The following is a 22,873-nucleotide window of genomic DNA, read 5'->3' on the forward strand; positions in this document are numbered from 1 at the left end:
ATCTAGGCACTTTCCCCCGAACTTGCCAGCCTGTCATTGTTCTGACCAGCCACGGTAGTGCGGTCGTCATCTTCGTCGAACAGGTCGCGATCCTCAAGGCTTTCGGCGTCCTCCCCGTCGGATTCCTCGTCTTCGCCGGGCACCTTTCCGGGACGCAGGCCGGTCTGGATCATCTCGTCATCCACAGGATCGAGCAGACCCGCCGCGCGCAGTTCCTCCAGCCCCGGCAGTTCGCGCAGCGAGCCGAGTCCGAAATGGGCCAGGAAATCGGGCGTCGTGGCGTAGATCACCGGGCGGCCCGGCACCTCGCGGCGCCCGGCGACGCGCACCCAGCCGGCCTCCATCAGCACGTCGAGCGTACCCTTGGCGGTCTGCACGCCGCGGATCGCCTCGATCTCCGCGCGGCTGACCGGCTCATGATAGGCGACGATCGCCAGAACCTCGGTCGCGGCGCGCGAAAGGCGTCGCACGTCTTCCTTCTCGCGGCGCAGCAGGTGCGCAAGGTCGGGCGCGGTTTCGAAGTGCCAGCGCTTGCCACGCTCCACCAGCAGCACGCCGCGCCCTTCGTAATCCGCCTGCAAGCGGGCGAGCGCCGGGCGCACGTCAGCCTGGCCGAGGTGGCCGGAAATCTGTTCGACCGTGAGCGGCTGCTCGGCCGCGAAAAGCGTCGCCTCCACGGCGCGCGTCAGGTCATCCATCGATTGCTGCATCTTACTTACAGGCCTTGAGGCGAAGCGGACCGAAAGTCTGCTCCTGCGCGATCTCGGCCTTGCCGGTACGCGCGAGTTCGAGGGCGGCAACGAAGCTGGAGGCCAGCGCCGAGCGGCGCAATTGCGGATTGGCCCAGCTGTCGCTAGCGGTGGGAAGGAAATCGCGAAGGTCCATCCAGTCCAGCGAGACGCCGAGCATGGAGGATACGCGGGCGATGGCGCTGTCCAGGGTCATGACCATGCGTTCGCGGACCATGTGGACCACCGGCTGGCTGCGCACTTTCACGTCGCCATAGGCACGCACCAGGTCGTACCACGAGCATTGCCAGGCCGACTTGCGCTCAACCCGAAGGCCTTCCGGTGCGCCGCGCAGGAAGACGTCGCGGCCCAGCCGGTCGCGCGCCATGAGCCGCGCCGCCGCCTCGCGCATGGCGCCGAGGCGTTGCAGGCGCAATTGCAGGCGCAGCGCCAGTTCCTCGGGGCTGGGATCGGCCTGCTCGTCCTTGGGCAGCAGCAGCGCCGATTTCAGGTAGGCGAGCCACGCCGCCATCACCAGGTAGTCCGCCGCCAGTTCCAGCCGCAGCGCCTCGGCCTGCTCGATATAGTCGAGATAGGCCGCCACCAGTTCGAGGATGGATATCCGGCGCAAGTCCACCTTCTGCCGCCGCGCAAGGTCCAGCAGCAAGTCGAGCGGCCCTTCCCAGCCGTCGATTTCCAGATAGAGCGCTTCCTTGCGGGCTTCGGCTCGATCCTCGCCGTCCCAGGCGGCATCGGAGCCGGGCAGGCCCAGCGGAAGTTCGGAAGCCGTCGCCACGTTCAGGCCACCAGCGCCAGCAGGGCATCGCGCCGCGCCAGCAGGTCCGCGTGGGTGCCGGTACCTTGCGCGCCCGCAACCGAGCCGAGCGCAAGCTCCAGCTTGTCGACCGTCTGCGCGCTCATCGCTGGCAGCCGTGCGGCAATGCCGACCATGTCGTCCATCTTCGCCCAGCAGTTCAGCGCGAGGTCGCAGCCAGCCGCGATAGCGCGCTCCGCCAGTTCGGGCACGCTGCCGGACAAGGCCTGCATGTCGAGATCGTCGCTCATCAGCAGGCCGGTGAAGCCGATGCGCTCGCGGATGATCTCGCGGATCACGAAGGGCGAGAGGGTAGCGGGGTTCTCCGCATCCCATGCGGTGTAACGCACATGCGCGGTCATGCCGAAAGGCGCGTCCCTGAGCGTGCGGAACGGCTCGATATCGCGCTCAAGCTCTTCCTCGCCCGCCTCGACCGTGGGCAGTTCCTTGTGACTGTCCGCCATGGCGCGGCCGTGGCCGGGAATATGCTTCACGCAGCCGACGATCCCCGCGCGCGCCAGTCCTTGGAGCGTTGCGCGGCCCAGCGCCGCCACGCGCATCGGGTCGGCGCCGAAGGAACGGTCCCCGACGATGTCGTGCGCCCCGGGATGGCGCACGTCGAGCGGCGGATGGCAGTCGGCGGTCACACCCACTTCCGCAAGGTCCAGCCCGAGCGCCTCGGCATTGTCCCGTGCCGCCTCGATCGCGCTGGCGGGAGCAAGGTCGTAGAGCTTGTCGAAGGCCTCCCCCGGCGGATAGGCGCACCACACCGGCGGCTTCATCCGCGCGACGCGGCCGCCCTCCTGGTCGATGGTGATATAGAGCCGGTCACGACCGTGGATGGACCGCAAATCGTCGGTAAGGGCCCGAAGTTGCTCGCGGTCCTGCACGTTGCGGCCGAACAGGATATAGCCGGCCGGATCGGCATCGCGGAAGAACGCGCGCTCGTCGGCGCTGAGGGTCAGCCCGGAAAGGCCGAAGATGGCGGGTGTCATAATCGCGGTTGGTCGCAGGATTCTGCGATTTTCGCAAGATTTTGCAAGTTGGGAAGTGTGGAAAGGGGGAAGACCTGGGGGATGATCCCCCAGACCCTCGGAATGTCAGCGCCGCGCGCTACCTACGCGTAGTGCGCTCCCTGCGGCGCAGCCATTATGTCTTCCGACGCCACCATGGGCGCGCGACGTGGTTGGTCCGCGTGACCTGGACGGTAATGGGGGTGCAGGGGGGCTATGCTCCCCTGCTCTTTTCTTACTGCTTCACCTGACAGCTCAGCCCGGCCGACCGCATCCCGCTGCACAGCGCACGCGCCGCAGCGAGGTCGCCTGGGACCGCCTGAAGACGATAGACCTTGCCGATGTCGGCCTGTCCTTCGACGATGCGATGGTTCACGCCGGAAAGCGCGGGATACTGGACCTTTAGCGCACCCCAGCCCGCTTCGGCGGTGGACTTCGAGGTATAGGCGCCGACTTGTACGCCGACACCGTTCACCACCGGCTCCGGCTTCGCGCTAGCCGTAGCCGAGGGCTTCGCTTCCGGAGAAGGTTGAGTAACCGGCGGAACGGCCGCTGCCGGCGCAGGCACGTCGCGCTGGTCGATCCGTGGCACGCGGCTCTGCCCTTCGGCGACCGCATAGCTGGTGTCGCCGGTACCCGCCACGATATCGCCGCCGGGGTTCTCCGGACGCGTCTTGTAGGGCTCCTTGGGCGCCTCGATCACGCCGCCGCTGGCAACCAGCGGCTGCTCCGCGTTCTGGCGCGTGGCCCACCAGATGCCCCCGACGATCACGAGAATGGCAACGACCGCGAGCGCCACGAGCAGCAGGGTCTGGCCGGAAGCCCCGCCCTGCTGGTCTTCGAACTCCTCGTCCTCGCCCTCGAGCCAGGGCAGGCGCACGTCCCCATCACCGAGTTCGAGCTTGTTCGGAGCCTGCTCCGAATTCTCGAACCCTGCGGGGGAACGCGCCGCGCTCAAGTCCCCGGCTTCCTGATTCTGGCCCCAGTTCGCCATGAGTTACATTTCCTCCACCGCCTCGACGCCGAGCAGCGCCAGGCCATTGCGGACAAGCTGCCCGATCTGCGCGGCCAGGAAAAGCCGTGCGCCGGTCAGGTTAGCGTCGGCAGCGTTAACGAAGCGCTTTTCCACGCGGTCGTTGCCGAGGTTCCAGTAGCCGTGGAAGGCCGCAGCGACATCGCCCAGGAAGAAGGCGATGCGGTGCGGCTCGCGCGCGGCGGCGGCGGCTTCGACGATGCGGGGGAACTGCGCGGCCAGCTTGACCAGCTCCAGTTCCTCGTCGCCCAGCAGTTCGAGGTGCTCGCCCGAGGGGGTGAAACCGCCCTCGGCCAGACCCTTGCGCAAGGTCGAATGGACGCGGGCATTGGCATATTGCACGTAGAACACCGGGTTGTCCTTCGAGGCTTCCACCACCTTGGCGAAGTCGAAGTCCATCTGCGCTTCCGGCTTGCGGGTCAGCATGGTGAAGCGCACCACGTCCTTGCCCACTTCGGTGACAACTTCGGCGAGGGTCACGAAGTTGCCCGAGCGCTTGGACATCTTCACCGGCTCGCCGTCGCGGAGCAACTGCACCATCTGGACGAGCTTGATCTCGAACGGCGTGGGCTCACCATCGGCGCCGGTCATGGCGGCGACGGCAGCCTTGATGCGCTTGACGGTGCCCGCGTGGTCCGCGCCCCAGATGTCCACCAGTGCGTCGGCGGTCTGGGCCTTCTGGAAGTGGTAGGCGAGGTCGGCGCCGAAGTAGGTCCAGGTGCCGTCCGACTTCTTGATCGGGCGGTCCTGATCGTCGCCGAACTGGGTGGAGCGGAACAGCGGCAGTTCCACCGCTTCCCAATCCTCAAGCGTCTTGCCCTTGGGCGCTTCGAGGACGCCGTCGTAGACCAGACCCTTCGAACGCAGCCACGCTTCCGCTTCGTCCGGCTTGCCCGACGCCTGAAGCTCGGCTTCCGAAGAGAACAGGTCGTGGTGGATGCCCAGCAGCGCGAGATCCTGCTTGATCATCACCAGCATCGCGGCGACGGCCTTTTCGCGGAACAGCGTCAGCCATTCCGACTCGGGGGCGGCCACGTACCTGGTTCCAAACTCCGTGGCGAGCTGCTGGCCTACCGGGACCAGGTAATCGCCCGGATAGAGCCCTTCGGGAATCGCGCCCACGGCTTCACCGAGCGCCTCGCGGTAGCGGACGTGCGCCGAACGGGCGAGCACCTGCACCTGCGCGCCGGCGTCGTTGACGTAGTATTCCTTGATGACCTTGTGCCCGGCGAATTCGAGCAGTGTCGCCAGTGCATCGCCGACGACGGCGCCGCGACAGTGGCCCATGTGCATCGGGCCGGTCGGGTTGGCCGAGACGTACTCGATGTTGACGGTGGTGCCGCCGCCGACGGTCGAGCGGCCGTAGTCGGCACCCTGCGCGGCGATGGCGCGCAGTTCGGCCAGCCAGGTGGCCGGCGAGAGGCGCAAGTTGATGAAGCCGGGCCCGGCGATCTCGGCAGAGGTCACCGAATCGAGCTTCGACAGTTCCACCACCAGCGCCTCGGCCAGATCGCGCGGCTTCAGGCCGGCGGGCTTGGACAGGACCATCGCCGCATTGGTCGAAAGGTCGCCGTGCGAGGCATCGCGCGGCGGCTCGACCGTGATCGCGCTTCGCTTCAGGCCGCCGGGCAGCGTGCCTGCTGCTTCGAGCGCATCGAGCGCGGCGTTGAGGTGGCCTGCGAAGGCGGCGTAAAGGGTCTGGTTATCGCTCATGACGCGCGCGGATAGCGTAAGTGCGGGCAAAGGGGAACAGGCTGCACCGAACCCGGATCAGGACTGCGGGGGAAGCACGGCTATCCAGCCTCCGCCGATATGCCGCAAATCGAGCGCAGGCATCGGCGGCCAACCTTCCGCTTCCAGCCGCTGGCGGGTTCCGGACAAGGTGACGCGGCGACTCGTATCGTGCTCTCCCCAGAAGATCGTCGGACAGCGTTGCCCCATCCGTTTCGCCCCCTTGGGCTCAAGCCGGAAATCCAGCCGATCGGCCACATAGCGGTAGGAATAGGGCACGACATGAGCATTGTCGTGAGGCAGCATGGCGAGGAGATCGTCGTTCCATATCTCTCCCGTGTGGACCACGCTCCCAGGGCACTGCCGCACCATCGCCGCGACCGCGCGGCCGCTGGAGAACCAGTTGTCCTCTGTCGCGGCATCGCGGGCGTTCTGGAGCAGAGCGGGCACGCTCACCCCTGCGGCAAGGATGAAAAGGACGGTTCGCGCTCTCGGCCCGAGGGCGCTCAAGAGCCGGGAAAAGGCGAGCGCCATTCCCATCATGATCGCCGCTATCAGGGCCATCAGGTACTTTTCGACGACTATGGGCCGCATCAGGTGCAATGCCACCAGACCAGCGATCGACGCGAACACGCCAAGAACCAGCAGGGCCAGCGCCCCGGCTTCTCCCGAAGGCCTGCGCTGCCACAAGACATCGCGCGCCAGCAGCACGCCCCCTGCCAGGGCACCCGCCAGAAGCACGGGATTGGCGACGAGCGTGCGCAGGATCAGCATTTCCAAGGTCCACCGCGCCGCGTGAAATCCGCCCGTGATCCAGAACACCGTCGTGTTGTTAAGCCAGATCGGCAACTGCACGGCCGTGATCGCCGTGAAGATCGCACCGGCGACAAGCGGAGCCAAGGCGATTGCGCGCGCTTCCCGCCAGTCTCGCCGCACCAGAGCAGCGAGCAGGAAGACGCCGACCAGTACCGCCGAAGTCAGCGACGTTACGATATGCGTATTGAAGGCCAGCATCGCCGCGATCCAGTAGACCGCCTGCCTTGCGTGGGAGCCTGCGGTGCCGGTCATCCTGATCGCGCAAAGCCCCAGAGCCAGCACGCCCCCGGCGCAGAGCGACAGGAAATAGGAGCGCAGTTCGCTGCCCGCCGTCATCGTCCACTGGTTTGCCCCTATCGCCAGCACCAGCGTCGCGGCGGCAGGACCGAGGCGCGGCACTTCGCGTACCACGAACAGGCCACCAGCCGCCGCCGCCGCGCCGATCAGGAGGTTGAGCAGACGATGGGTATCGATGCCCCCCATCCAGGCAGTGGCACGAGCCAGAGCATAGAAAAGAGGCGGATGGTTGTCGACGATCCAGCTCTCCCGCAGAGCAACGTGCCATGGCACATCGGCGCGCGAGACGAACTGCGTGTAGAATTCGTCGTACCACGCACCCCGCGTCCAGCAGGACCATACGATCGCCGCCATGATAGCTGCCAACATGAGTGCCGTGACGATCCGGCAAGGCATCCGGGCGGCGTCGGAGGCGACGATATTCGAAGGCAATGAAAAGCTCCACGGCAATTGCCTCCGATCCGGGAGGCTCCGCGCGCCTATCCCACGAAAGAAACCAACCGAAAGTTAACTTGACCCGTCTCGCACGGCAGGATTTCGCCGCCTCTGTCCAACCTTGCGGTTTTCCGGTAACGGGCCGCCTCATGGCTACCACCCAGATTCCCAAAACCTACCGGGTCAAGAGCTTCGGCTGCCAGATGAACGTCTACGACGGCGAGCGCATGGCCGAACTGCTGGCCGAGCAGGGCATCGCGGCCGCACCGGAAGGCGAAGAGGCCGACCTGGTCGTGCTCAACACCTGCCACATCCGCGAAAGAGCGGCGGAAAAGGTCTATTCGGATATCGGCCGCCTGAAACGCCAGGATGGCTCCACGCCGCTGATCGCGGTTGCCGGCTGCGTGGCGCAGGCCGAAGGCAACGAGATCATGAAGCGCTCGCCCGCGGTGAAGATGGTGGTCGGCCCGCAGGCCTATCATCGCCTGCCCGAGATGATCCGCGTGGCTAGCGAAGGCAAGCGCGTCACCGATACCGACATGCCGGCGGAGACGAAGTTCGGCGCCCTTCCCCCCCGAGGACAGGGCCGGCGTCGTTCCGGGCCGACCGCCTTCCTCACCGTGCAGGAAGGCTGCGACAAGTTCTGCACCTATTGCGTGGTGCCCTATACGCGCGGCGCCGAAGCCTCCCGCCCCCATGCCGACCTGATCGACGAGGCGAAGCGGCTGGTCGATGCCGGCGCGCGCGAGATCATGCTGCTCGGCCAGAACGTGAACGCCTGGTACGGCGAAGATGCGAAGGGACGGAAGGTCGGGCTCGCCGGACTGATCCGCGAACTGGCCGGGATTCCCGATCTAGCCCGCATCCGCTATACCACCAGCCACCCCAACGACATGACCGACGCGCTGATCGCCGTGCATGCCGATGTGGCGAAGCTGATGCCGTTCCTCCACCTGCCGGTTCAGGCGGGGAACGACCGCGTGCTCAAGGCGATGAACCGCAGCCACACGGCCGAAAGCTATCTGGAGATTCTCGACCGCGTGCGCGCCGTGCGGCCCGACATCGCGCTTTCGGGCGACTTCATCGTCGGTTTCCCCGGCGAGACCGATGCCGAGTTCGAGGATACGCTCAAGCTGGTCGATGCGGTGGGCTATGCCCAGTGCTTCAGCTTCAAGTATTCGCCGCGCGCGGGCACGCCTGCCGCGACGATGGACGATCAGATCGCGCCCGCCGTCATGGACGAGCGGCTCCAGCGGCTTCAGGCCGCGCTCAACCGCGACCAGTATGCCTTCAACAAGGCCTCGGTGGGCCGGACCTGCGAAGTCCTGGTGGAGCGCCAGGGCAAATTTCCCGGCCAGTGGCTGGGCAAGTCGCCCTGGCTGCAATCGGTCCACTTCATCGGTGAGGCCTCGGTGGGCGATGTCGTAACCGTGGAACTGATCGAAGCGGGCGGGAACTCGCTTTCCGCCAAAGTGCTGAGCAGCGTTCCCGCGTGACCGAGAAGCAAGCGCTGGTTCTCGTTCCGGGGCTCTCCTGCGACCGCCAAGTCTGGCAGGCGCAGACGAACACGCTTTCGGACATCGCCGATATCTCCATCGGCGACACGCTGAAGGACGATTCGATCGCGCTCATGGCCAGCCGCGTGCTGGACGCCGCGCCGGAACGCTTCGCGATCGCAGGCTTCTCGATGGGCGGCTACGTGGCGATGGAGATCTGGCGCCGCGCACCGGAGCGTGTCACCCGACTCGCCCTGGTAGATACCAATGCCCGCGCCGATACCGGGGAACAGGCCGCGCTGCGCCGTGCCGCCATCGCGACGGCCCGTTCGCGCGGGTTCGAACATGTGCTGCGCGGCTCGCTGCGCCAGCTGGTCGCGCCCGGCTGTCCAGAGGCGCTGTTCGAGGACGTCGTGCAGATGGCCCTGCGCGTGGGCTTCGGCACCTACATGGACCAGCAGGCGGCGATCATCGACCGCGCGGATTCGCTGGAGACGCTCGGCACGGTAACGGTTCCGGCCATGGTCATAGTGGGTGAGGCCGATGCCCTCACCCCGCCCCGTCTTGCCGAGGAAATGGTGCAGGCATTGCCGGGTGCAGTCTATGAAGTGATCGCCGATGCCGGTCACATGGCCCCGATGGAGCAGCCCGATGCAGTCAACGCCGCTTTCCGTCGGTGGCTCGGTTCTCCCGTCTGACAGACTCTCTCGTTCCGCAAACCTCGTCATCCTGAACTTGTTTCAGGATTCATCGTGCCGATAGACCGGCGGCTGATGGCCAGGAATGGATCCTGAAACAAGTTCAGGATGACGATGCGTATGGCAGAGCGCTCAGCCCAAACACCCCCGGTCAGCCCCTGCTCAATCCAGCGGCTTCAGCGCATCCTCCGCGATCAACGGCTTGCTGATCGGTGCCGCATCTGCGCTCACTTCCGCGCTGGCATTGGCGGGATAGCCGCGTCCGGTGAAGCGCAGGCGCGATACGCCTTCCCTCATGCCGCCGCCCGAAACGCTGACCGCAAGGTCGCGCCAGCCATGCGACTTGCTGTCCAGTACGCCGACCGGAAGCTGGACCACGGTGGTCTCGCTCACCTGGATGAGGTCGCCATCCTGGCGCTTGAGCACCACGAGATTGCAGCCGCCCGTGCCGCAGAACATCGGACCGCCCAGATAGACCAGCACCTCGGGCGTGCCGTCGCCGTCGAGATCGGTTTCCGCCGTGGCATATTGCAGTTTGCCAAGGTCGGTCGAGAGCGCGTCCTTGTGATTGGCGCGGATCCAGTCCTCGGCGCTCATCGGCGCGGCCTCGGCGGCGGCTTCGCTGACCTCGGCGCTGGCGGTCGCCTCGGGCGGGGCGGCGTCCTTCTTGCAGCCAGCCACAGTCAGGCCCAAAGCAAGGAGCGGTGCGAATGCCAGAGCCGTTCTGGCGGAAGTGGTCCTTCTCATCCGACAAAGCTAGCCGCGCGCCCGCCCTGCCCGCAAGAGCGCTCATCGCATCGGCGCAACGCTCCAGAGAACGCGCCGCAAAGGAAAAGAGCCCCCGGCTTGCACCGGAGGCTCTTCGCGACCCGCCTGGGACTCGGCGGTTGTAAGGGGATGAAGGCTTACCAGAAGAAGCCGTTGTGAACGTTCACGACCCGGCCCGACCGCATGTTCACCATGGCCACGTCGTTGCCGTAGCGGATCCAGCGGTGACCGGCACGCGGCGCCGGCAGGCGGTAGCGGCCATAGTCGTTCACCCAGTAGCGGCTGCCGTAGTAGGCCGGCTGGAAGCGGTAGCCGACGGCGACCGGGCGATAGTGGTAGCCGCGCGGGCCCTGGTAGGCGGGACGGCGGAAGTCGCCGCGATGGCTCTGGCGATAGTCGCGCCAGTCCTCGCGCAGTTCGCGGCGGGAATCGTTCAGGTCACGGCGGGCGTCGCGGACGTCGCGGCGATCGCCGTAGCGCTGGGCCTGACGCAGGTCATGCTGGTCGCGGCGCACGTCGCGGGCGCTGTCGCGGACTTCGCGTTGGCTCTGGGCCGACGCCATCGTCGGAACGGCCATCGTGGGGATGATGACGCTTGCTGCCAGGGCGGCCATGATGATCTTGCGCATTGTTGCTTCTCCTTGAACCGATCGACACTGGCCTTTCGAAGGGCTCTTGTCGGTCTGTGGGTTCAGGTTTGCACCTTGCAAGATGAACGGACCTAAAATGTTGTTTGCAGGAAAATTTCAGGTTTGTCTTAGTCTTGCGACAATTCCGCCACTGCGCGCCGAAACGCGCGGTTATCCCCGATGAAGCGAGCAATTTTCGCGTAGATGCCGCTTGCAGGACGCGACGCGCGGAGCCATCTTCGAGGCAGAACGAAAGCATGCTCATCTGAAAGGAGCACATGGCCCGCAAAGCAGCACGTGCCGGTGAAACGGCGCAGTTCAGGCCCGAAGCACACCGCCGGGCACGTGTCGAAGTCGAGTTCGACGAACAGACTTTGCTGGGGGCCCTGTTCGGCCAGTTCGATTCAAACCTCGTACAGGTCGAAAACAGGCTCGGCGTCTACATTGCCGCACGCGGCAACAAGATCCAGATCGAGGGCCCCGAAGACGCCGTCGCCCGCGCGCGGGACACGCTCAAGGGCATGTATCACCGGCTGGAGCAGGGTCAGGCGCTGGATGCAGGCGCCGTCGAATCGCTGATTTCGATGTCGGCCGAACCGACGCTGGAAGGCATCATCTCCGGCGACACCGGCGCGCCGCCGATCATGATCCGCACCCGCCGCAAGACGATCGTGCCGCGCTCTGCCACGCAGATCGAATATATGCGCGCGCTCGCCCGTTCGGACGTGATCTTCGCGCTCGGCCCGGCAGGCACCGGCAAGACCTACCTCGCCGTGGCGCAGGCCGTCAGCCAGCTCATGACCGGATCGGTCCAGCGCCTGATCCTCTCGCGCCCTGCCGTGGAAGCGGGCGAGAAGCTGGGCTTCCTGCCCGGCGACATGAAGGACAAGGTCGATCCGTACCTGCGCCCGCTCTACGACGCGCTCTATGATTGCATGCCGCCCGAACAGGTGGAACGCCGTCTCGCCAGTGGAGAGATCGAGATCGCGCCGATCGCCTTCATGCGCGGCCGCACGCTGGCCGATGCCTTCGTCATCCTCGACGAAGCGCAGAACACCACGCGCGAGCAGATGAAGATGTTCCTCACCCGCTTCGGCCAGAACAGCCGCATGGTCGTCTGCGGCGATCCGCGGCAGATCGACATTCCCGGCGGCGAACGCATGAGCGGCCTGGCCGACGCGGTAAGCAAGCTCGAAGGCGTGGACGGTATCGACGTCACCCGCTTCACCGTTCAGGACGTGGTGCGCCACCCGATCGTCGGCCGGATCGTCGAGGCTTATGAAGGGCCTTATGTCGATCCTTCTGTCCAAAAGCCCGAACCGGCCCAGAGCGAGTAGCTTATCGGATAGAATTGCGCCAAGGGGCCAGGATGGATCTCGAAATCGATATCGAAACACCCTGGCCCGGCAGCACGGACTGGGCAGACCTTGCCGAAGCCGCGCTCGAAGCGCTGGTGCAGGTGGCACCGGAACTCGACAATCCCCGCCTTCTGGCCAGCCTGCTGTTCACCTCGGACGAGGAAGTCCACGTCCTCAACCGCGAATGGCGGGCCAAGGACAAGCCGACCAACGTGCTGTCCTTCCCCATGCTCGAACGCGCCGACCTGCTCGATCTCGCGCCCGACGGGCCGCCCGAGATGCTGGGCGACCTTGCCCTCGCTTTCGAAACCTGCGCGCGCGAGGCTGCGGAGAAGGGCGTGCCGGTGGAGCACCACGCCAGCCACCTGATCGTCCACGGCCTGCTCCACCTCGCCGGTCTGGACCACGAGATTTCGGACGACGATGCCGAGGCGATGGAGGCCCTTGAAACAAAGGCTCTTGCCCTCATCGGCATTGCCGACCCATATGGCGACAGAACTTAACCTTACAGGGGTAATACAGGACGATGGCCGACAATGGCCGCCACACCGAGTCCGGCTCGGGAGACGGGGACAGTACCGGCACGCTTTGGCGTGTATTTCGGAGGCTTTTCCAGAACGACGGCGATCAGTCGCTTCGCGCGCAGATCGAAGGCGTCATCAACGAACATGAAGGCGACGGCGAGGACGAGGCCCGCGCGCGGGGCGACCTTTCCCCGATCGAGCGGCAGATGCTGCGCAATCTGCTCCACTTCAGCGAGCACGATGCGGACGATATCGCCGTGCCCCGCAGCGAAATCGTGGCAATCCCCGCCTCGGCCAGCTGGGCCGAAGTGGTCGAGGCCTTTGCCGAGCACGGCCACAGCCGCATGCCCGTCCACGGCGACTCGCTCGATGCCATCAAGGGCATGATTCACATCAAGGACGTCTTCCCGATCCTGGCGCGCGGAGAGCAGCCGCCCGAGGACTGGTCGAGCCTGCTGCGCCAGCCGCTCTACGTGCCCCAATCTCGCGGCGCGCTCGACGTGCTGGCCGACATGCGTGCCCAGCGCACCCATCTGGCCGTGGTGATCGACGAATACAGCGGCACCGACGGGATCATCACGATCGAGGATCTCGTCGAGGAAATCGTGGGTAACATCGAGGACGAGCACGACGACGCCCCCGAAGAGTTGCTAATTTCGCAAGAGAACGGTATCTGGGACGCCGACGCCCGCGTCGAGCTTGATGATGTGGCAGAACGGATCGACCCGCGCCTCGCCGAAGTCGAGGAAGCGGTGGACACCCTGGGCGGCCTCGCCTTCGTGCTGGCCGGGCAGGTTCCCGCGGTCGGCACCGTCCTTGACCATGACAGCGGCTGGCGCATCGAAGTCACCGACGGTGACGAGCGCCGCGTCACGCGGCTTCGTCTCCATCCTCCGGTCACGGAAATGGCCGAAGAGACCGATTAACCCATGGCGCCGCCTTCCGGCGGCGCCGGACCCCGAGTGAAAAGACGAGACATTGCCAGTACGCCGACTCCCCCCCCTGCGCGCGCTTGAAGCCTTCGTTCGCGTCGTCCGCCTCGGTTCGGCCAAGGCCGCTGCCAACGAGCTGGCCCTCTCGCCTTCCGCACTGTCGCGCCGTGTCGCCGCGCTGGAAGACTTCACCGGCAAGCGCCTGTTCACCCGCCAGCACCAGTCGATGAAGCTGACCGACGAAGGCCAGGCCTTCTACAACGTGGTCGGCCCGAAGCTGGAAGAACTGGCAGAAGCGGTGGAATCGCAGATCGATCGCGGCCAGGTGCTGCGTCTACATCTCGGCGTGCCCTCGCTGTTCGGCGGCCAGCGCCTTTTCCCGCGCCTGCCGGAACTGCGCAAGCTGCACCCGCGCCTGCATATCGACATCGATACTGGCGCCCACCTGGAAGACCGCGTGGGCGACACGCTGGACGCGGCGATCATCCTCTCGCCCGAGCCGGACCCGGCCTACTATCGCATCCAGCTGGATCACAACAAGGTCTACGCCATCACCTCGCAGGAGATGGCGCGCGAGATCGGCACCGTCCCCGACGAGGCGATCCTCTCCAAGCAGACGTTCCTGATCCACCAGGACCTGCCGCAGAGCCTTGACGCCTGGAAAAGCGCGATCGGGCTCGAAAAGCTGGAACCGGCCTCGGTCGACCGCTTCGACTCCGGCCAGCTCGTTCTGGAAGCCGCCGCCCAGGGCCTGGGCATCGCGATCATGCACGACGACCACTTCCGTCGCAGCCACGACAACCGACTAGCGCGGCTGTTCGACATCGACGTCGAAAGCCCCTACCGCTACTGGTTCGTCTGCAAGCCCAAGGCGCTGGAATCGCGTCCCGTGCGCATTTTCCACGAGTGGCTGCTGCAAGCAGGGCTCTAACTCGGCCCCGGCTGCCGTCCTTGCGTAGGCGGGGACGGCGCTTTTGCAACATAACGGGCGATTTCATTCCCCTGACAGGCACTTCGCGATATGATCGCGCGAATTTTCCGACTGTCCGGGGGCTCCGCCATGCGTTTCGTTTTCTTTTCAGCCGCCGTTGCGGCCTCCTTTGCCTCGGCCATGCCGGTCCTTGCCGCCGAGCCCGCCCAGAAGGCCCCGGCGATCGCGGCGCCCGTCACCGATCCCGCACGGATCGCAGCGGCGCGCCAGACGGTGGATTACGTATTTCCGCTCGGCACTTACGCCCGGCTGATGAACGGCACCCTCGACAAGATGATGGACTCCATCATGGATTCCACCATGAAACTGCCGCTCAAGCAGCTTGCCGGCCTCAGCGGGGTGAACACCGAGAAGCTGGGTGAGGCCTCGATGGAAGAGATTATGCAGATCTACGATCCGGCGTTCAAGCAGCGCATGCAGATCTCCACCCGCACGATGATGAACGAGATGATCCCGCTGATGACCCAGGTGGAGCCGGGCATCCGCGAGGGGCTGACGCAGGCCTACGCCGGCCGCTACACCACCGCGCAGCTGGGCGAACTGAACACCTTCTTCGCGACGCCTACCGGCAAGGCCTATGCCGCCGATTCCTATCTGGTCATGATGTCGCCGGAAGTCATGGCGAAGATGCAGGGATTCGTGCCCAAGCTGATGGAGCAGATGCCCGCCATCGTGGAAAAAGTGAAGGCCGCCAGCGCCACCCTCCCCGAGCCGCGCGCCTACGCCGATCTTTCCAAGAGCGAGAGGGCCCGCCTCGCCAAGCTGCTCGGCGTTTCCGAGGCACAGCTGGAGAAGGACGAGAAAGCCAAGGCGGAAGCGGAATAGGTCAATCCACCCCGTCGTCCCGGACTTGATCCGGGACCGCTGGCAATGAACAGCCCACCTCGAAACAGGGCGCCCTGACGCCAGCTTGCGCCTAAAGGACTGACAGCGGTCCCGGATCAGGTCCGGGACGACGATGAAGCCAAACAAAAAAAGGCGGCTCCTCACGGAGCCGCCTCTTCTCATTTCAGGCGTTCGGAAAGGATCAGCCTTCCGAGATCGTCGCCTTGACGATCTTGCCGGGCTCGCGCGGCGGCTCGCCCTTGGGCAGCGCGTCCACGAGTTCCATGCCTTCGACGACCTGGCCCCAGACGGTGTACTGGTTGTCCAGGAAGCGGGCATCGTCGAAGCAGATGAAGAACTGGCTGTTGGCCGAGTGCGGCGCGCTGGTGCGGGCCATCGAGCACACGCCGCGCACATGCGGCTCGGCATTGAATTCGGCCTTGAGGTCCGGCTTGTCCGAACCGCCCATGCCGGTGCCGTTGGGGCAGCCGCCCTGCGCCATGAAGCCGGGGATCACGCGGTGGAACTTGATGCCGTCGTAGAAGCCTTCGCCGGTCAGTTCCTTGATACGCTCTACGTGGCCGGGGGCCAGGTCGGAACGCAGCTTGATCTTCACGTCGCCGCCTTCACCGTTGCCGGTGTCGAGCGTGAAAGTCAGGTATTCGTCAGCCATTGCAGTCTCCTTCTGCCGGCGCGGATCGGCGCCGGTGGGGCATCGCCGCCCGATATAGGCACTGGCGCGGCAATGTCACGCCGGGACGTCCGAGATAAACGTCGTCCCGGACCCGATCCGGGACCGCTGGCAATACTTGAGGCGCAAGGTAGCGGCAGGGCGCGCTGCTGCGAGGTGGGCTGGTCCTTGCCAGCGGTCCCGGATCAAGTCCGGGACGACGAATTTTTGCCCGCCTGTTGCAATCGCGAAATAGCTGCGTAGACCCGCCCGGATGAGCGAAACGGACCTCAAGCACGACCCGGCGGAACAGGCGGAAGACGCCGCGCGTCTCGATGTGCCCGAGTCCGAATCCCTCGACGACGACAACCGCCTGAAGGCCGAATTCGTCCGCAGCGTGAAGGACGCGCTGGACGAGCAGGACTTCGAGCGCGTCTACGACCTTGTCGAACCGCTCCACCCCGCCGACATCGCCGACTTGTTCGAGCTGATGGACGAGAACGAGCGCCTAGGCCTCGCCCGCGCCATCCGCGACCTGATGGGCGTGGAAGTCATCGCCGAGATGAACGACTGGGTGCGCGAGGCGCTGATGGAGGCGCTGCCCGCCGAAGTCGTCGCCGAGATCGCCGAGCAGCTCGACACCGACGATGCCGTCGCGATGCTGGAAGACCTCGACGAGGAGGACCAGCAGGCCGTCCTGGCCGAGATGGAGCCGGAAGACCGCGCCGCCATCGAAACGGCGTTGTCCTACCCCGAGGAATCCGCCGGGCGCCTGATGAGCCGCGATTTCGTGGCCGTCCACGAATCGATGACCGTGGGCGATCTCATAGACTTCCTGCGCGAACACCGCGAACTGCCCACCGAGTTCTGGGAAGTGTTCATCGTCGATCCGATGCACCGCCCGATCGGCACCTGCGCGCTCTCGTGGATCCTGCGCACCCCGCGCAACATCCCGCTCTACGACGTGATGGCGCGTGACCAGACGCTGATCCCGGCCGACATGGACCAGGAAGAAGTCGCGCTGCGCTTCCAGAAATACGCGCTGATCTCGGCGGCGGTGGTCGACGATGCCGGGCGGCTGATCGGCCAGATCACCGTCGACGATATCGTCCACATCATCCAGGAAGAAGCGGGCGAGGATACCCTGCTGCTGTCCGGTGCGGGCGACGGCGACATCAACGAGCCGATCCGTGACGCCTATTCCGCCCGCGTGCGCTGGCTGATCGCCAACCTGCTTACCGCCACCCTCGCCTCCGCGGTGATCGCGATGTTTGAGGGTACGATCTCGAAGATGGTGGCGCTGGCCACGCTCATGCCGATCGTCGCCGGCCTGGGCGGCAATGCCGGCACCCAGACGCTGGCGGTGACGGTTCGCGCCCTCGCCACCAACCAGCTCACCGCCTCCAACGCCTGGCGCGCGGTGCGGCGCGAGATGTCGATCGCCCTGCTCAACGGCTGCACGATCGCGGTCGTCATCGGCATCGTGGTCAGCCTGATCTTCGGCAACGTGATACTGGGCCTGGTCATCGCCATGGCCATGATGACCAACATCCTGATCGCGGGCATGGCCGGCGTCTTCGTGCCGCTGACGCTGGAGCGTTTCAAGGCGGACCCGGCCATCGCCTCGTCCATCTTCGTCACGATGACGACGGATTCGATGGGCTTCCTTGTTTTCCTCGGCCTTGCGACGGTTTCCGGTCTGGTGGGCTGAACCACCGATCCCTATCTAGTCGCCATGCCGCTGCACATGACCAAGATCGCCTTTTCCGCCGAGAGCCCGGCGGATCTGCGCGCCTGGCTGGAAAGCCACGGAGACATCGGCGAAGCGCGCCTGACCACCCGCTACCTGCCCAAGCGGCAGGAGGAGATGGTCGGCGGCTCGCTCTACTGGATCTACGAACATGCGCTGATCGGCCGCTCACCGATCCTGGGCTTCGAGCAGCGCGACGACGGGCGCTGGCACATCCGCCTCGCGCCCAGATTGATCCCGGTCGTCACCCAACCCAAGCGCGCCCATCAGGGCTGGCGCTATCTTGCAGAGAAGGACGCCCCGCGCGACCTTGGCGAAGGCGAGACGGCGGGCGACGCCATGCCGCCCGCCATGGCGCGGGAACTGGCGAAGCTGGGCCTGGTCTAGCCCACGTCGTCCCGGACCTGATCCGGGACCGCTGTCAGTTCTTTAGGCACTCCCCCGCGAGCAAGGCGCGGCTCGGCCAGCGGTCCCGGATCAAATCCGGGACGACGGCATTCTGCCAACCTCTTACCCACGGTCCACCCACCAGCGCATCAGCACATGGGCGATCGCATGAGCGGGCGGAGCGCCGAAAGCCTTGCCGTTTTCGCCCCGATCGATGGCATCCAGCGCCTCCACCACCTCGTCGCGGGTGAACCAGCGGACGTCCTCAAGCTCGGTTTCGTCGATGGTGATGGCATCGTCGTCCGCCACGGCGTGGCAGCCGATCATCAGCGAGGAGGGGAACGGCCAGGGCTGGCTCGCCACGTAAGTCACATCGCGCACCCTTAGCCCCGCTTCCTCGTGGATCTCGCGCGCGACAGCCTCTTCCACCGATTCGCCCGGCTCCACGAAACCGGCGAGCGTCGAATAGCGACCTTCGGGAAAGCGCGGCTGGCGGCCCAGCAGGGCGCGGCCCTGGTGTTCCACCAGCATGATCGTCACGGGATCGACGCGCGGGAAATGCTCCGCGCCGCAATCGATGTTGGTGCAGGACCGCTGCCAGCCGCCCTTGGCAAGAACGGTGGGATGGCCGCAGACCGCGCAGTGGCGGTGCCGCGCGTGCCAGCTCACCAGCGAGCGCGCGCCGCCATAGGCCGCCAGCTCGCCGGGATCGAGCACCGCCATGGCGTGCCAGTTGACCGGCGAGGCATGGGGGCCGCCCTGCGGCGTCACCGGCGGCACTTCCGCGAAACAGGGCACCGTGCCATCGAGGCCGAGGAAGATCATCTCGCTGCCCGGCTCGGCCTCGGCAAGCGTTCCCCAGACGAGCGCGCCGTCATCCTTCAGCACGGCGTCCAGCCCGTCGAGCCGCAGCAGCCGCGCCGCGCTGCTTTGCAAGGCGAGCAGCGCCGCCGGATCGCTACGAATATGGTCGGCGCGATCGAGGTGCGATCCGGCGAAAGCGACGGGAAGCAGTTTCGTAATCGGGGCGGTGGTACTCAAGTCTGCGTCTCCAGCAGGGCCATGACATCGGCCTTCAGCGCGGTCTGGAATTGAGGGATCAGGTCGAAGGCGTTCGGCGGCATGAACTGCGCGAAAAGCTGAGAGCGCAGGCTGCGGACCATGTCCACCATGCCCACCGTTCCCGCCGCGCCGGACCAGCCGAAGATCCCCGCCTCCGCGCCCTTGCCCACGCGCCCGCCCGCGCCGAACCCGCTGCCCGCAGGCAGCATCGCGGCAAGCTTCACGCCGGGCGGCAGCAGGTCGCCGGTGCCGGTGACGACCGCGCTTTCCGCCAGCACGCGGCGGCCGTCCAGCGTCCCGCGCTGGGACAGCAAGCGGAGGAACCGATCGTAGTCGCGCGGGCTGCTGACAAGGCCGGAGCCGCCGAAGGGGAACGCCGGCCTGCCGAGGAAGACCGAATTGCGCGGCTCGTCGATCGGCACCAGCACTTCGCCAAGCGCGCCGTAATTGGTGGTCAGGCGATGGCCCTGGCTGGTGGGAACCTGGAAGAAGGTGCTGGTCATCCCCGCCGGTTCGAACAGCGCCTCTTGCAGATGGACGTCGAAGGGACGACCGGTGACGACCTCGATGATCCGGCCCATCAGGTCGAGCCCGAGCGAATAGCTCCAGTGCGTCGCCGGATCGTAGACCAGCGGCACTTCCGCAAGCCGGTCCGCGAAGAGCGCGAGGCTTGGCGCAGGCACGCCATCGGTAAGGCCCGGCACCTTGAGACGGCTGATCTGCCCGGCGGCAAGCCCCTTGGCCTGCATCACTTCGCGGATCGGGCCGGTCTGCACGATCGAATAGCCGAGCCCCGCAGTATGGGTAAGCAAGTGCCGCATGGTGATGGCATGCGGCGCCGGGTGCAGCGCGGAAAGCGAGCCGTCATAGCGATCCTGCACCTGCATCGACGCGAACTTCGGCAGCACGTCGCGCACCGGCTGGTCGAGCCCCAGGCGACCCTCCGCCACCAGCTGCATCGCCATGATCCCGGTGATCGGCTTGGTCATCGAGTAGATGCGGAAAAGGCTGTCCGCCGAAACCGGCGTGCCGTCGGTAAAGCCCTGCGTGCCGCGCGCGACGAATTCCGCCTCTCGCCCCGGCAATCCAAGCGAGGTGACGAGGCCTGGGAAGACGCCGGGCTTGTCGGCGGTCCCCGTCCAGCGCTCCACCAGTGCCCGCACCCGGCCCAGGCTTTCCTGCTGCGCTGCGGCCCAGGCCAGGCGCGGCATGAGCGCGGTGCCGATCCCGGCGGCAGCGGCCATGCACAGCACCAAGCGCCGGTCGAGCGAGACCGTCAGCCGCTCTCGTATTTCCGTCATGCCGGCACGGCCAGCGCAAGGCGCGCCGCCTTGGCGAAAAGCGTGGGCAGCCCGGCCTCTTCCAGCCGGTCGAGAGGCCACCACTCGCCTTCGCCCGGAGGATCCATGGGTGGATCGCACCGCAAATCGCCGAGATGAACGGAAAGCCCCAGTTCCAGCGCGAAATGCGTGAAGACGTGGCCGACCCGGCCGGCACTTTCCCAGCGCCCCGCGATCGGTGGCTCGCCGTGGCCATCGGCGCGCGCGGACCAGCCGTCGTCGGGCAGCGCGCGCATCCCGCCGAGCATGCCCTTGCCCGCCCGGCGCACCAGCCAGACCCGCTCGTCGCGCTCGATCCAGAAGGCACGGCCCTGCCGCGTGGGCCTGGCCTTCTTCGGCGCCTTCACCGGGAAACGCTCCGGCTCGCCCATGGCCCGGGCCCGGCAGTCAGCCGCGATCGGGCAGAGCAGGCAGCGCGGCGCGCGGGTGGTGCAGACGGTTGCGCCCATGTCCATCAGCGCCTGCGCGAAGTCTCCGGCACGGCGTTCGGGGGTGATCGTATCGGTAAGCGCGCGGATTGCGGGACGTGATCCCGGCAGCGGATCATCCAGCGCGAAGAGTCGCGTCACCACGCGCTCGACATTGGCGTCCACCACCACGGCGCGGCGGCCGAAGGCGATCGCGGCGACGGCGGCGGCGGTATAGGCGCCCAGCCCCGGTAGGGCGCGAAGGCCTTCCTCGGTGTCGGGGAAAATGCCGCCCCGCACCGCCACTTCGCGGGCGCAGGCGAGCAGATTGCGGGCGCGGGCATAGTAGCCGAGGCCCGCCCAGGCTGCCATGACCTCCTCATCAGGCGCTGCGGCCAGATCGGTTACGGTGGGCCAGCGATTCGTGAACTTCGCGAAATAGTCCTTAACCGCCGCCACGGTGGTCTGCTGGAGCATGACCTCGGAAAGCCAGACGCGGTAAGGATCGGGAGCCGCCGTGCCCGGTGGCGCCCGCCACGGCAGGGTGCGGGCATGGGCATCGTACCAGTCGAGAACCTTGCCCGGAACGTGGGATGGGATCGTATCGCGGCTGGCGTCCATCAGCGCCCTATGGCATTGGAGCGCCCACAATGGAACGGCATCCGAGCAAAGGAACGGAAAAGACGGGCTCGCCCCCCAAGCGCGCGGGCAAGAGCACGGCTGCGGGCAAAAGCAGCAAGGCTGCCGATGCCCCCAAGCGCTTCGAGCGGCCGCGCGGCGGTCAGGCGCGCCAGATATCCGACCTCATGCCCGAAGTGGGCCGCACCGCGTTCCGCCGCTTCGGCTTCGTGCAATCGAGCGTGGTGACGCGCTGGCCAGAGATCGTCGGCCTGCGCCATGCCCGCGTCTGCGCGCCCGAATCGATCCGCTTCCCGCCCGGAGAGAAGTGCGACGGCATTCTCCAACTGGTGGTGCTGGCTGCCCATGCGCCGATGATCCAGCATGTCGTGCCCGAGATCATGGAGCGGGTGAACCGCTTCTTCGGCTACAAGGCCGTCGCCAAGGTGAAGATCCGGCAAGGCGAGGTTAAGGCGCCCCCTGCCACGCGCCCCAAGGCGGCTCCGCCCTCGCTCAAGCCCGTACCCTTCGAACTGGGCGAATCGCTGCGCGACATCGGCGACCCCGAACTTCGCGCGGTGCTCGAATCGCTGGCCCGAAGCCTCGGCAACCAGGAAAACCAGGAAAAGCAGTGATGAAGTCCATCTCGCGTCTCGCCGCAATCGCCACCGTCGCCCTGCTGAGCGTCGCTGCCACCAAGCCGGCCCACAAGCCTTTGGCGCCGACAGCCAACCCGGCATCGAACTGGGCGAACCAGATCGTCGTCACTGCCGACGGCAGCCATATGTACGGCAATCCCAAGGCCGAGATGCAGCTTCGCGAATTCGTCAGCTATACCTGCCCGCACTGCGCGCACTTCAACCGCGAGGCCGATCCGGCGCTGCGCCTGACGCTGGTGCCCAAGGGCCAGATCGGCGTCACCGTAACCAGCCTGCTGCGCAACCCGATCGACCTGACGATCTCGATGCTCACCACCTGCGGCGATCCCAAGCGCTTCTTCCAGCGCCACAACGCCTTCCTCGCCAGCCAGGACGCCTGGATGGGCAAACTGGAGAAGATGGGTGAGGAACAGCAGAAGCGCTGGTATCAGGGCGCCCTGCCCGAACGCATGAAGGCCATCGCCACCGACCTGGACTTCTACACCCGCGTCGCCGCCTGGGGCATGAGCCGCACCCAGGCCGACGCCTGCTTCGCCAACACCGCCGTATTCGAGACGATCAAGAAGCAGCAGGCCGCTGTCGCCCAGTTCGGCGTCGAGTCCACCCCCAGCTTCGTCCTCAATGGCAAGCTGCTCGACGCGCACGACTGGGCCGGTCTCTCCAAGGAAATCACCGCGCAGATGGCCGCCAAGCACAAGGGCGCGATCTGAGACTCTTCCTGAAAAATGCCCTTAACGGTCATTTTTGATGCGGCACCGGCCCACGCCCCCACCCGACCTCCCATTCAGTGTATCCTAGATGGGAGGTCGGGTGGGGGTGCCTATACCCAACGGGGCCGGTGCCGCCAAAATCCGCCTGCGGCGGATTTTCAAACGAGCTTACCTCCCGCATT

At 66.3% G+C, this 22,873-nt stretch carries 23 protein-coding genes; 11 read left to right on the top strand and 12 right to left on the bottom strand.

The genetic code is table 11. The features are described 5' to 3' along the window. Positions 1-2: 2 nt before the first annotated feature. The 6 genes from scpB to ACI3K3_RS14370 all read right to left on the bottom strand — a co-directional run bounded on the left by scpB (position 3) and on the right by ACI3K3_RS14370 (position 6,786). Positions 3-710, bottom strand: a complete 708-nt coding sequence (scpB, locus tag ACI3K3_RS14345; RefSeq protein ID WP_404914778.1) for an SMC-Scp complex subunit ScpB — start codon at positions 708-710, stop codon at positions 3-5. Position 711: 1 nt separating this feature from the next. Then, complete coding sequence (locus ACI3K3_RS14350; protein ID WP_404914780.1) at positions 712-1,524, bottom strand: segregation and condensation protein A; 813 nt, start codon at positions 1,522-1,524, stop codon at positions 712-714. 2 nt (positions 1,525-1,526) lie between these two features. Continuing rightward, positions 1,527-2,537: a beta-N-acetylhexosaminidase gene (gene nagZ, locus ACI3K3_RS14355; RefSeq protein WP_404914782.1), complete on the bottom strand. Its 1,011-nt coding sequence runs from the start codon at positions 2,535-2,537 to the stop codon at positions 1,527-1,529. 253 nt (positions 2,538-2,790) lie between these two features. Next, entirely contained in the window at positions 2,791-3,549 is a 759-nt protein-coding gene (locus ACI3K3_RS14360; protein WP_404914784.1) for an SPOR domain-containing protein, read from the bottom strand. A 3-nt stretch (positions 3,550-3,552) separates the two neighbouring features. Continuing rightward, entirely contained in the window at positions 3,553-5,301 is a 1,749-nt protein-coding gene (gene argS, locus ACI3K3_RS14365; protein ID WP_404914786.1) for an arginine--tRNA ligase, read from the bottom strand. Between the two features lie 57 nt (positions 5,302-5,358). Next, the gene (locus tag ACI3K3_RS14370) at positions 5,359-6,786 is read right to left on the bottom strand and encodes a hypothetical protein (RefSeq protein ID WP_404914788.1); all 1,428 of its coding nucleotides are present in this window, start codon (positions 6,784-6,786) and stop codon (positions 5,359-5,361) included. A gap of 230 nt (positions 6,787-7,016) precedes the next feature. Between ACI3K3_RS14370 and miaB the strand changes: the two genes are divergently transcribed. Together miaB and ACI3K3_RS14380 are read left to right on the top strand one after the other, a co-directional pair. Next, positions 7,017-8,363 carry a tRNA (N6-isopentenyl adenosine(37)-C2)-methylthiotransferase MiaB gene (miaB, locus tag ACI3K3_RS14375; protein ID WP_404914790.1) on the top strand — a complete coding sequence of 449 codons (1,347 nt, stop codon included), beginning with the start codon at positions 7,017-7,019 and terminating at the stop codon, positions 8,361-8,363. After that, positions 8,360-9,061: an alpha/beta fold hydrolase gene (locus ACI3K3_RS14380; protein ID WP_404914792.1), complete on the top strand. Its 702-nt coding sequence runs from the start codon at positions 8,360-8,362 to the stop codon at positions 9,059-9,061. Before miaB ends, ACI3K3_RS14380 begins: the two co-directional genes overlap by 4 nt. 162 nt (positions 9,062-9,223) lie before the next feature. Here ACI3K3_RS14380 and ACI3K3_RS14385 read toward each other — a convergent pair whose 3' ends face one another. Together ACI3K3_RS14385 and ACI3K3_RS14390 are read right to left on the bottom strand one after the other, a co-directional pair. After that, complete coding sequence (locus ACI3K3_RS14385) at positions 9,224-9,808, bottom strand: hypothetical protein (protein ID WP_404914794.1); 585 nt, start codon at positions 9,806-9,808, stop codon at positions 9,224-9,226. Between the two features lie 158 nt (positions 9,809-9,966). Further along, positions 9,967-10,458 carry an RcnB family protein gene (locus ACI3K3_RS14390; protein ID WP_404914796.1) on the bottom strand — a complete coding sequence of 164 codons (492 nt, stop codon included), beginning with the start codon at positions 10,456-10,458 and terminating at the stop codon, positions 9,967-9,969. Positions 10,459-10,736: 278 nt separating this feature from the next. On the opposite strand from ACI3K3_RS14390, the gene ACI3K3_RS14395 reads away from it, so the two are divergent. From ACI3K3_RS14395 to ACI3K3_RS14415, 5 genes are all read left to right on the top strand, one after another. Then, entirely contained in the window at positions 10,737-11,795 is a 1,059-nt protein-coding gene (locus tag ACI3K3_RS14395) for a PhoH family protein (RefSeq protein WP_404914798.1), read from the top strand. A 32-nt stretch (positions 11,796-11,827) separates the two neighbouring features. Further along, positions 11,828-12,319 (top strand): rRNA maturation RNase YbeY, encoded by a 492-nt coding sequence (gene ybeY / locus ACI3K3_RS14400; RefSeq protein ID WP_404914800.1) that lies wholly within the window; start codon positions 11,828-11,830, stop codon positions 12,317-12,319. A gap of 23 nt (positions 12,320-12,342) precedes the next feature. After that, a complete protein-coding gene (locus ACI3K3_RS14405; protein ID WP_313434066.1) occupies positions 12,343-13,266 on the top strand; it encodes a hemolysin family protein in 924 nt (307 codons plus the stop codon). A gap of 52 nt (positions 13,267-13,318) precedes the next feature. Next, entirely contained in the window at positions 13,319-14,203 is an 885-nt protein-coding gene (locus ACI3K3_RS14410) for a LysR substrate-binding domain-containing protein (protein ID WP_021233926.1), read from the top strand. 129 nt (positions 14,204-14,332) lie between these two features. Further along, positions 14,333-15,088: a DUF2059 domain-containing protein gene (locus ACI3K3_RS14415; protein WP_404914803.1), complete on the top strand. Its 756-nt coding sequence runs from the start codon at positions 14,333-14,335 to the stop codon at positions 15,086-15,088. A 202-nt stretch (positions 15,089-15,290) separates the two neighbouring features. Here ACI3K3_RS14415 and ACI3K3_RS14420 read toward each other — a convergent pair whose 3' ends face one another. Then, complete coding sequence (locus ACI3K3_RS14420; protein ID WP_404914805.1) at positions 15,291-15,761, bottom strand: peptidylprolyl isomerase; 471 nt, start codon at positions 15,759-15,761, stop codon at positions 15,291-15,293. 271 nt (positions 15,762-16,032) lie between these two features. On the opposite strand from ACI3K3_RS14420, the gene mgtE reads away from it, so the two are divergent. Both mgtE and ACI3K3_RS14430 read left to right on the top strand, forming a co-directional pair. Further along, on the top strand, positions 16,033-17,469 hold the full coding sequence (gene mgtE, locus ACI3K3_RS14425; RefSeq protein WP_404914807.1) for a magnesium transporter: 1,437 nt from the start codon (positions 16,033-16,035) through the stop codon (positions 17,467-17,469). 24 nt (positions 17,470-17,493) lie between these two features. Continuing rightward, positions 17,494-17,895 (top strand): DUF1489 family protein, encoded by a 402-nt coding sequence (locus ACI3K3_RS14430; protein WP_404914809.1) that lies wholly within the window; start codon positions 17,494-17,496, stop codon positions 17,893-17,895. A gap of 123 nt (positions 17,896-18,018) precedes the next feature. Here ACI3K3_RS14430 and nudC read toward each other — a convergent pair whose 3' ends face one another. From nudC to ACI3K3_RS14445, 3 genes are read right to left on the bottom strand one after another with little or no spacing between them, the layout of a single operon-like run. After that, positions 18,019-18,936: an NAD(+) diphosphatase gene (gene nudC / locus ACI3K3_RS14435; RefSeq protein WP_404914811.1), complete on the bottom strand. Its 918-nt coding sequence runs from the start codon at positions 18,934-18,936 to the stop codon at positions 18,019-18,021. After that, entirely contained in the window at positions 18,933-20,258 is a 1,326-nt protein-coding gene (locus ACI3K3_RS14440; RefSeq protein WP_404914813.1) for a serine hydrolase domain-containing protein, read from the bottom strand. Before ACI3K3_RS14440 ends, nudC begins: the two co-directional genes overlap by 4 nt. Further along, complete coding sequence (locus tag ACI3K3_RS14445; RefSeq protein WP_404914815.1) at positions 20,255-21,325, bottom strand: A/G-specific adenine glycosylase; 1,071 nt, start codon at positions 21,323-21,325, stop codon at positions 20,255-20,257. Before ACI3K3_RS14445 ends, ACI3K3_RS14440 begins: the two co-directional genes overlap by 4 nt. Positions 21,326-21,354: 29 nt before the next feature. Between ACI3K3_RS14445 and ACI3K3_RS14450 the strand changes: the two genes are divergently transcribed. Then, positions 21,355-21,957, top strand: coding sequence for a DUF721 domain-containing protein (locus tag ACI3K3_RS14450; protein WP_404914817.1), 603 nt, complete (start codon positions 21,355-21,357; stop codon positions 21,955-21,957). Further along, positions 21,957-22,691 carry a DsbA family protein gene (locus ACI3K3_RS14455; RefSeq protein ID WP_404914819.1) on the top strand — a complete coding sequence of 245 codons (735 nt, stop codon included), beginning with the start codon at positions 21,957-21,959 and terminating at the stop codon, positions 22,689-22,691. The genes ACI3K3_RS14450 and ACI3K3_RS14455 overlap by 1 nt, the downstream gene beginning before the upstream one ends. Positions 22,692-22,873 lie beyond the last annotated feature (182 nt).

Origin of the sequence: Novosphingobium sp. ZW T3_23, from assembly GCF_044987305.1 — a bacterium.
In the GTDB taxonomy this organism is placed as follows: Bacteria; Pseudomonadota; Alphaproteobacteria; order Sphingomonadales; family Sphingomonadaceae; genus Novosphingobium.

What these genes read in the sequence shown, in the direction of transcription:
- ACI3K3_RS14440 (WP_404914813.1), bottom strand. Translation starts at nt 20,258, where the DNA reads ATGACGGAAATACGAGAGCGGCTGACGGTCTCGCTCGACCGGCGCTTG.
- mgtE (WP_404914807.1), top strand. Translation starts at nt 16,033, where the DNA reads ATGAGCGAAACGGACCTCAAGCACGACCCGGCGGAACAGGCGGAAGAC.
- ACI3K3_RS14415 (WP_404914803.1), top strand. Translation starts at nt 14,333, where the DNA reads ATGCGTTTCGTTTTCTTTTCAGCCGCCGTTGCGGCCTCCTTTGCCTCG.
- ACI3K3_RS14420 (WP_404914805.1), bottom strand. Translation starts at nt 15,761, where the DNA reads ATGGCTGACGAATACCTGACTTTCACGCTCGACACCGGCAACGGTGAA.
- scpB (WP_404914778.1), bottom strand. Translation starts at nt 710, where the DNA reads ATGCAGCAATCGATGGATGACCTGACGCGCGCCGTGGAGGCGACGCTT.
- ACI3K3_RS14405 (WP_313434066.1), top strand. Translation starts at nt 12,343, where the DNA reads ATGGCCGACAATGGCCGCCACACCGAGTCCGGCTCGGGAGACGGGGAC.
- ACI3K3_RS14430 (WP_404914809.1), top strand. Translation starts at nt 17,494, where the DNA reads ATGCCGCTGCACATGACCAAGATCGCCTTTTCCGCCGAGAGCCCGGCG.
- ACI3K3_RS14360 (WP_404914784.1), bottom strand. Translation starts at nt 3,549, where the DNA reads ATGGCGAACTGGGGCCAGAATCAGGAAGCCGGGGACTTGAGCGCGGCG.
- miaB (WP_404914790.1), top strand. Translation starts at nt 7,017, where the DNA reads ATGGCTACCACCCAGATTCCCAAAACCTACCGGGTCAAGAGCTTCGGC.
- ACI3K3_RS14455 (WP_404914819.1), top strand. Translation starts at nt 21,957, where the DNA reads ATGAAGTCCATCTCGCGTCTCGCCGCAATCGCCACCGTCGCCCTGCTG.
- ybeY (WP_404914800.1), top strand. Translation starts at nt 11,828, where the DNA reads ATGGATCTCGAAATCGATATCGAAACACCCTGGCCCGGCAGCACGGAC.
- nagZ (WP_404914782.1), bottom strand. Translation starts at nt 2,537, where the DNA reads ATGACACCCGCCATCTTCGGCCTTTCCGGGCTGACCCTCAGCGCCGAC.
- ACI3K3_RS14395 (WP_404914798.1), top strand. Translation starts at nt 10,737, where the DNA reads ATGGCCCGCAAAGCAGCACGTGCCGGTGAAACGGCGCAGTTCAGGCCC.
- ACI3K3_RS14445 (WP_404914815.1), bottom strand. Translation starts at nt 21,325, where the DNA reads ATGGACGCCAGCCGCGATACGATCCCATCCCACGTTCCGGGCAAGGTT.
- ACI3K3_RS14370 (WP_404914788.1), bottom strand. Translation starts at nt 6,786, where the DNA reads ATGGCGGCGATCGTATGGTCCTGCTGGACGCGGGGTGCGTGGTACGAC.
- ACI3K3_RS14450 (WP_404914817.1), top strand. Translation starts at nt 21,355, where the DNA reads ATGGAACGGCATCCGAGCAAAGGAACGGAAAAGACGGGCTCGCCCCCC.
- ACI3K3_RS14390 (WP_404914796.1), bottom strand. Translation starts at nt 10,458, where the DNA reads ATGCGCAAGATCATCATGGCCGCCCTGGCAGCAAGCGTCATCATCCCC.
- ACI3K3_RS14385 (WP_404914794.1), bottom strand. Translation starts at nt 9,808, where the DNA reads ATGAGAAGGACCACTTCCGCCAGAACGGCTCTGGCATTCGCACCGCTC.
- argS (WP_404914786.1), bottom strand. Translation starts at nt 5,301, where the DNA reads ATGAGCGATAACCAGACCCTTTACGCCGCCTTCGCAGGCCACCTCAAC.